Source organism: Micromonospora reichwaldensis (assembly GCF_031845925.1).
In the GTDB taxonomy this organism is placed as follows: Bacteria; Actinomycetota; Actinomycetes; order Mycobacteriales; family Micromonosporaceae; genus Micromonospora; species Micromonospora reichwaldensis.
Genome location: NZ_JAVRFL010000028.1, coordinates 89,739 through 96,281, shown reverse-complemented (window position 1 = coordinate 96,281; position 6,543 = coordinate 89,739). Strand labels below are relative to the sequence as shown.

Here is a 6,543-nt window from a genome sequence, read left to right as displayed (position 1 = left end):
TGGTCGAGTTCGGTGTGGAACACGCCGACGGACCAGCCGTCGAGGACGATGTGGTGCCAGGTGAGGCAGAGCACGTGGCTGGTGGGGGCGAGTTGGAGGACGTGGCTGCGTAGTAACGGGCCGGTGGCGAGGTCGAACGGTGTGTCGAGTTCGGCGCGCAGGATGCCGCGGATGCGGTGGTCGTGGTGGTCCGGGTGGAGGTGGGTGAGGTCGTGGCGGGTGCTGTGGTGGGTGGTCGGTGGGTGGATGATCTGGACGGGGACGCCGTCGTGTTCGGCGAAGGTGGTGCGGAGGACTTCGTGCCGGCGGATGATCTCGTCGATGGCGGTGTCGAGGTGGTCGAGGTCGAGTTCGCCGTCGATGTGCCAGGCGGTCTGGGTGTTGTAGGCGGTGGATTTCGGGTCGAGGGTGTGCAGGAACCACAGGCGTTGCTGCGCGAACGACAGGACCCGAAACGGCGACGACACTTCGCCGCCCGGCGGGACGAGGGCCGGATCGCTCGGTTGCCCGGCGCCGGTCACGACCGGGTCGTCCTCGCCGCCGGCGGTCGACGGGTCGGCCGTCACCTCGGGCCGTAGGCGGTCGGCCATCGCGGCCACGGTCTGCGCCTCGAACACGATCGCCGCCGAGATCGGCAGCCCGAACCGCTCACGCAGCCGGACGGCGACCATCGTGGCCCGCAGCGAGTGCCCACCCAGGGAGAAGAAGTTGTCGTCGCGGCCCGGCGACTTGCCGAGCACCTCCGCCCACACCTGCGCCACCCGTCGCTCCAGGTCGTCGCGGGGCGCCTCGCCGACCCGCTCCGCCGGCGCGGGGAGCGCGGCCCGGTCCAGCTTGCCGTGCGGCGTGAGCGGCAGGGCGGCGAGCCGGGCCCACGCGGCGGGAACCATGGTCGCCGGCAGGTACCGGGCCGCGTGCTCGGCGAGCGCCGCGTCGTCCGGGCCGGCCTCGGGCACGACGTAGCCGACGAGCCGGGGGCCGGCCGTCCCCTCGTGCAGCCCGACGGCGGCGGCCCGTACGTCCGGATGACGCAGCAGCACGCTCTCGATCTCGCCCAGCTCGATCCGGTGGCCGTGCAGCTTGACCTGGTCGTCGACCCGGCCGGCGAAGTGGTAGGTGCCGTCGGGGAGCTGACGGGCCAGGTCGCCGGTGCGGTAGAGGCGGCTGCCCGGCGGCCCGTACGGGTCGGGCGGGAAGCGTTCGGCGGTGAGGGCGGGACGGTCGTGGTATCCCCGGGCCACGCCCGGCCCACCGATGAACACCTCGCCCAGGTCGCCGGCGGGCACCGGACGCAGGTCGTCGGTGAGCAGCCGGATGGCGGCGTCCGCGGCCGGATGCCCGAGCGACGGCGGGCCGTCGCCCTCGACCGCCACCTCCCCGGCCATCGCCAGCACGGTGGCCTCGGTGGGTCCGTACAGGTTGACGGTGGTGAACGTGTGCTCGGGGCGGGGGCGGGCCAGCAGTTGCTGGCCCCCCGCGCCGAGGATGCGCAGTGCCCCGTCGGGCGGCGTCGGCCGGGTCAGCACGGCCTCGGCGAGCGGGGTGGGCAGCGTCGCCGAGGTGATCGCGTGCGCGGCGAGCCAGTCCACCAGCCGGTCGGGGTCGACGCGGGTCTGGTCGTCGGGCATCCAGAGGCTGGCGCCGGCCACCAGCGGCGCCCAGATGTCCCACACCGAGGCGTCGAAGCCGGGGGAGAACAGGTGCAGGCAGCGGTCGTCGGGGCCGAGGCGCTCCGCGTCGGCCCGCCACCGGGCCAGCCCGCGCAGCGAGCCGTGCTCGACCATGACCCCCTTCGGCAGGCCGGTGGACCCGGAGGTGTAGATCACGTACGCGAGGTCACCCGGGCCGACCGGCACGGCCGGCGGGCGGTCGGGGTACGCGGCGAGCGTGGCCCGGTCGTCGTCGAGCAGGACGACCGGGGTGCCCGGAACCACCAGGTCGGGCCGGACCAGCGACCGTACGGTGACGAGCACCCGCGCCCGGGAGTCGGTGAGCATGTGCCGGACCCGCTGCGGCGGGTAGCCCGCGTCGACGGGCAGGTACGCGGCGCCGGCGGTGAGCGCCGCCAGCACGCTGACGATTCCGTCGACACCGCGGGGCAGCAGGACGGCGACGAGGTCGCCTCGGCGTACCCCGGTGGCCCGCAGGTGCCGGGCCAGCCGGTTGCTGCGCGCGCGCAACTCCCCGTAGGAGACGAGGGCGTCGTCCGTGCCCAGCGCCACCGCGTCGGCGGGATGCCGGACGATCGCCTCATGGACGAGGTCCGCGTGGTGTCGCTCGCCCCCGGCGGGCTGGCCGGACGGCCGGGCGGGGACGGGGGGCGCTGACCAACCGCTTTCCTTGATCATGATGCGCCGGATGCTGCCAGCGCGGCACGCCCGTCGTCAATGCAAACGGGCCGGGCTAGGGGCTGTCCGGGCCGTTGTCGGGGCTGGCCGGCCACCCACCGGAGCGGCCCGGCCGGGGTGGCCGCCGGGCGACGGGCCGCCCGGCCCGACGGCTCACCTCGACAGGCGGTCGACGGCCTCGGCGGTGGTGACCACCTCGCCGAGTTGTCCCAGCGTCTCCAGGCTCGCCCGGTGCGCCTCGTCGGTAGCGGCGGTGCACGCGTCGGAGACCACCACCGGCCGGTAGCCGAGGTTGACCGCCTCGAACACGGTGCCGGTGACGGAGAGGTTGGTGGCGACGCCGGTGAACAGGACGCTGTCCACGCCCCGGCGCCGCAGCACCGTGTCGAGTTCGCTGCCGAAGAAGCCGGTGAGCCGGACGGTGGTGATGACGACGTCGCTGGCCTCCGGCGCGAGTTCGTCGACGATCCGCGCCCTTGGCGCGCCCTCGAGGTAGGCATTGCGCTCGCGGACCATGGCGAAGCTGGGCGTGTTGGGGATGAGGTCCGGGTATCCGGGTCGGTACGCGACCCGCGTGTGGACGACGAGGCCGCCACTGGCGCGTACCGCCGTGGCGACCTGCGCCGCGTACGAGGCGACGCGGTGCCGGGAGACCTGCTCGGCGAAGAACGGACCGAACACCCCGTCGGGGCTGACCACCTCGTGCTGCCAGTGGACGCCGACGACGGCGGTCCGCATCGGGTCGAGTTCTCGCATCGTCCCTCCCGTCACGGGGCGGAGAGCTGCTGCGGAGCCGGCTGGTGGCCGCGTCCGCCCGCGCCGGCCGGCCCTCTGCCGTACGCGTCGAGGCGCCCCCACCGCCCGGGAATGTCGAGCAGCGCCACGAAGTCGAGACTAGCGGGCAGAGCGGGTCTGATCACGAGGTCTTCGCCGACCGGTTGCAGCCCGAGCATCGTGCGCAACAGCAGCAGGGTGGCCCCGGCGGACCACGCCTGCGGGCTGCACGCGGTGGGATAGTTGACCGGATACTTGGTCTCGGCCCGGGGGTAGCCGGCGAACGCCTCGGGCAGCCGGCCGTCGTAGAAGACCGCCGCGTCCAGGATCCCGGCGGCGATCCGGGCCGCCTCGTCGGCGTACCCGTAGCGGCGCAGGCCCCAGGCGATGAACGAGTTGTCGAACGGCCAGATCGTCCCGACGTGGTATCCGATCGGGTTGTAGCGGCTCGCGCTCTCGGCCAGCGTGCGCACCCCCCAGCCGCTGAACAGCGCGGGCGACATCAGGTGTCGCGCCAGGGCCGCGGCCTTCGGCTCGTCGACGATGCCGCTCCACAGCAGGTGGCCGATGTTGGACGACAGCGCGTCCACCTGGCGGCCGTCACCGTCGAGCGCGAGGGCCATGTACTGCCCGTCGGCGACCCAGAAGTCGCGGTTGAAGCGCTGCCTGAGCTCGGCGGCGTCCCGTTCCAGCCGGTCCGCGTACGCCGGGTCGTCCCAGATCGTCCGGGCGAGCCGGGCGGTGCGCATCTTCGCGTCGTACGCGTACCCCTGCAGCTCACAGGTCGCCCTGGGGAAGCCGGGCAGCCGCCCGTCCTGGTACGAGATGCCGTCCCAGGAGTCCTTCCAGCACTGGTTCTCCAGGCCGTTGCGGGTGTTGCGCCGCTCGTAGGAGATGTAGCCGCTGCCCGTCAGGTCGGCGTAGTGGTCGATCCAGTCGATCGCCGCCCGCGCCTCCTGTTCGACCGAGTGGACGAGCGCGGTGTCGCCGGTCCAGCGTTCGTACTCGTCGAGCAGCACCAGGAACAGGGGAGTGGCGTCGGCGCTGCCGAAGTAGGGCGTGTGCGGCGTCTCCTCGAACACGCTCATCTCCCCGTACCGCATCTCGTGCAGGATCCGGCCGGGCTCCTCCTCCCGGAAGTCGTCGACCCGGCTGCCCTGCCGGAGCGCGAGCACCCTGAGCGTGGTGGCGGCGAGATCGGGCGCGAACGGCAGCGCCTGGAGGCTGGTGAGGATGCTGTCCCGGCCGAACAGGCTCATGAACCAGGGCAGGCCGGCGGCCGGCACGCTCCGGTCCTCGGCGAGGAACGGGCTGAACCGCAGCGCGGCCAGGTCGATCAGGCTGCGCCGGTACGCGCCGCGCAGGGGCTCGAAGCCGGATTCCAGCCGGGGCGCCTCCGCCAGCCAGTCCTTGAGCCGGCGCTCCTTGTCCCGGCTGCGCGCCCGTCCCGGAATCGTGAGCCGTTCCAGCCCTCGCGGCATCGGGAGGTCCGGCTCCGCGGTCAGCCTGGTCCGCCACCTGCCGTGCGGTTCGAGGTGGACCGTGAACGTCAACCCGTCCTCGTCCAGTTCTGGCGGCGTCGTCGCGGAGACGATCGTCTCCCGCCGGAACCGTTCCCGCTCGTAGCCGAGGACGAGGCGCCCGTCGTCGACGCGCCGGTAGTGCCGCCCCTTCTTCCGCGCCGTCGCGTCCTTGACCTCGAAGACGTCCGCGAAGTCGGCGTCCACCTCGACCCGGACGGTCAGGTCGACCGGCTGGCCGGCATGGTTGGTGATGCTCAGCTCCTCGTGCAGGCCGGCGTCGAGCGTGTGTGCCCGCCGCACGGAGAGCGTGCTGTTGACGTAGACGTCCTGGTGGCCGGGGACCAGGTAGAACCGGTTCTCGAAGTAGTGGATGTCGTCGATGGCGAGGGTGCTCAACCGCTCCCCGTCGATCGTGAGCACCCACTTCGACAGCAGGCGCGTGTCGTGGGCGAAGAGGCCGAGCGGAGTGTCGGGCGACGGGAGGATGTCGCCGGCCCGGTCGCAGACCAGGAAGGTGGTGCCGTCCAGGATGCCCACCTGGTCGTCACTCATGGCCGCCTCCCCGGCGGCGCGTGCCCCGGGACGCGGGCGGCGGCGGAAAGAGCTTCCGGACGGTCGCGAAGAGCCGAGGGCTGCCCGCCACGGCCGCCTCGCCGCGCAGCACAGTGGTGAGGAAGTACGCCTCCCCGCTGGCGATGCGGTCGAACACCGCCCGGTCCGCCTCGACGACCGCGTCCCCGCCGGTCGCCTCCTCCGAGACCCTGATGTCGCCCTTGTCGATGGAGACCAGCCAGTGCGCGGTCCGGCCGTCACGGCTGATGTCGAAGCGCACGCTGCCCTCGTCGATCGCCCTGAGCCGGCGGTCGTGCCCACGGCGCGCGAGGCCGTGGAAGAAATCCTCGGTGGCATCCGCCATCGCGACCCTCCTCACCGGCCACCTTTCCCCGGAAACGCCGCCACCGCCTCACCCGGAGAGGGTGAATTTCGCCCGGCCCCGCCGGGGGCCGCGCCCACCGCCGGCCGGCCCCGAGCCGTCCCGCGCGTGGCGGGCCGGGCGGCCCGGCCGACACCCGCCCCGCCGCCGGGCATCGCCACTAGCCTGGGATCCGATGGATCCCCTCCAGGCGACGCTGCTCGTCGCCGCCGGTGTCGCCACGGGCGCCTTCAACGCGGTCGCGGGCGGCGGTTCCCTGATCGCCTTCTCGGCGCTGATCGCTGCCGGCATCCCGCCGCTCACCGCCAAGCTGACCAGCACCGTCGCCGTCTTCCCCGGCAACGTGGCGAGCGTCGCCGGAGGGTACCGGGACCTGCCGCCCCGCGGCGACGTGCGACGCGTCCTGCCCGCGGCGGTCGTCGGCGGCGTCGCCGGGTCGGTGCTGCTGCTGGTGACGCCCACCCGCGTCTTCGACGTGATTGTGCCGTTCCTGGTGCTCGCCGCGTCGGCCGTCCTCGGTCTGCGGGGCTGGCTGGACGGCCTGGCCCGGCGCTCCGCGCCGCGAAACCGGCGGGCACACCCGGCGGCCCTGCAACTCTCCGTCGCCCTGGGCGGCCTCTACGGCGGTTACGTCGGCGCCGGGTTCGGCATCGTCCTGGTCGCCGGCCTGGCGCTCCTGCAGCACGAGCCGCTCACCAGGACGATCGCCCTGAAGAACCTGCTGTCGGCCGTCATCTCGTTCACGGCGGTGGCGCTCTACGTCCTCTTCGGCACCGTCAACTGGGCGGGGGTGGCAGTCGTCGCCCCGGCGACCGTCGTCGGCGGCTATGTCGGCGCCCGACTGCTCCGCAGACTCCCCGAGGGCCCGCTCAGGGCCGTGGTCGTCGCGTTCGGGGTGCTCTTCGGGCTGTTCCTGCTGAGGCGCAACGTCCTGTAGACCGCGCTGCCGCCGGGGAGTCTCGGC

5 protein-coding genes are annotated in these 6,543 nt (G+C 73.5%); 1 reads left to right on the top strand and 4 read right to left on the bottom strand.

Going from position 1 to position 6,543, the window contains the following annotated elements; all coding sequences use genetic code 11:
• From RM555_RS22240 to RM555_RS22225, 4 genes are all read right to left on the bottom strand, one after another.
• Positions 1-2,348: amino acid adenylation domain-containing protein (locus RM555_RS22240; protein WP_311413554.1), on the bottom strand; the 2,348-nt coding region annotated here is incomplete at its 3' end.
• Positions 2,349-2,501: 153 nt separating this feature from the next.
• Positions 2,502-3,104 (bottom strand): cysteine hydrolase, encoded by a 603-nt coding sequence (locus tag RM555_RS22235; protein ID WP_311413553.1) that lies wholly within the window; start codon positions 3,102-3,104, stop codon positions 2,502-2,504.
• A gap of 11 nt (positions 3,105-3,115) precedes the next feature.
• Positions 3,116-5,197, bottom strand: coding sequence for an amylo-alpha-1,6-glucosidase (locus tag RM555_RS22230; RefSeq protein WP_311413552.1), 2,082 nt, complete (start codon positions 5,195-5,197; stop codon positions 3,116-3,118).
• Positions 5,190-5,561, bottom strand: a complete 372-nt coding sequence (locus tag RM555_RS22225; RefSeq protein ID WP_311413551.1) for an SCP2 sterol-binding domain-containing protein — start codon at positions 5,559-5,561, stop codon at positions 5,190-5,192. Before RM555_RS22225 ends, RM555_RS22230 begins: the two co-directional genes overlap by 8 nt.
• A gap of 193 nt (positions 5,562-5,754) precedes the next feature.
• Between RM555_RS22225 and RM555_RS22220 the strand changes: the two genes are divergently transcribed.
• Positions 5,755-6,516, top strand: coding sequence for a sulfite exporter TauE/SafE family protein (locus tag RM555_RS22220; RefSeq protein WP_311413550.1), 762 nt, complete (start codon positions 5,755-5,757; stop codon positions 6,514-6,516).
• The last annotated feature ends 27 nt before the right edge of the window (positions 6,517-6,543 follow it).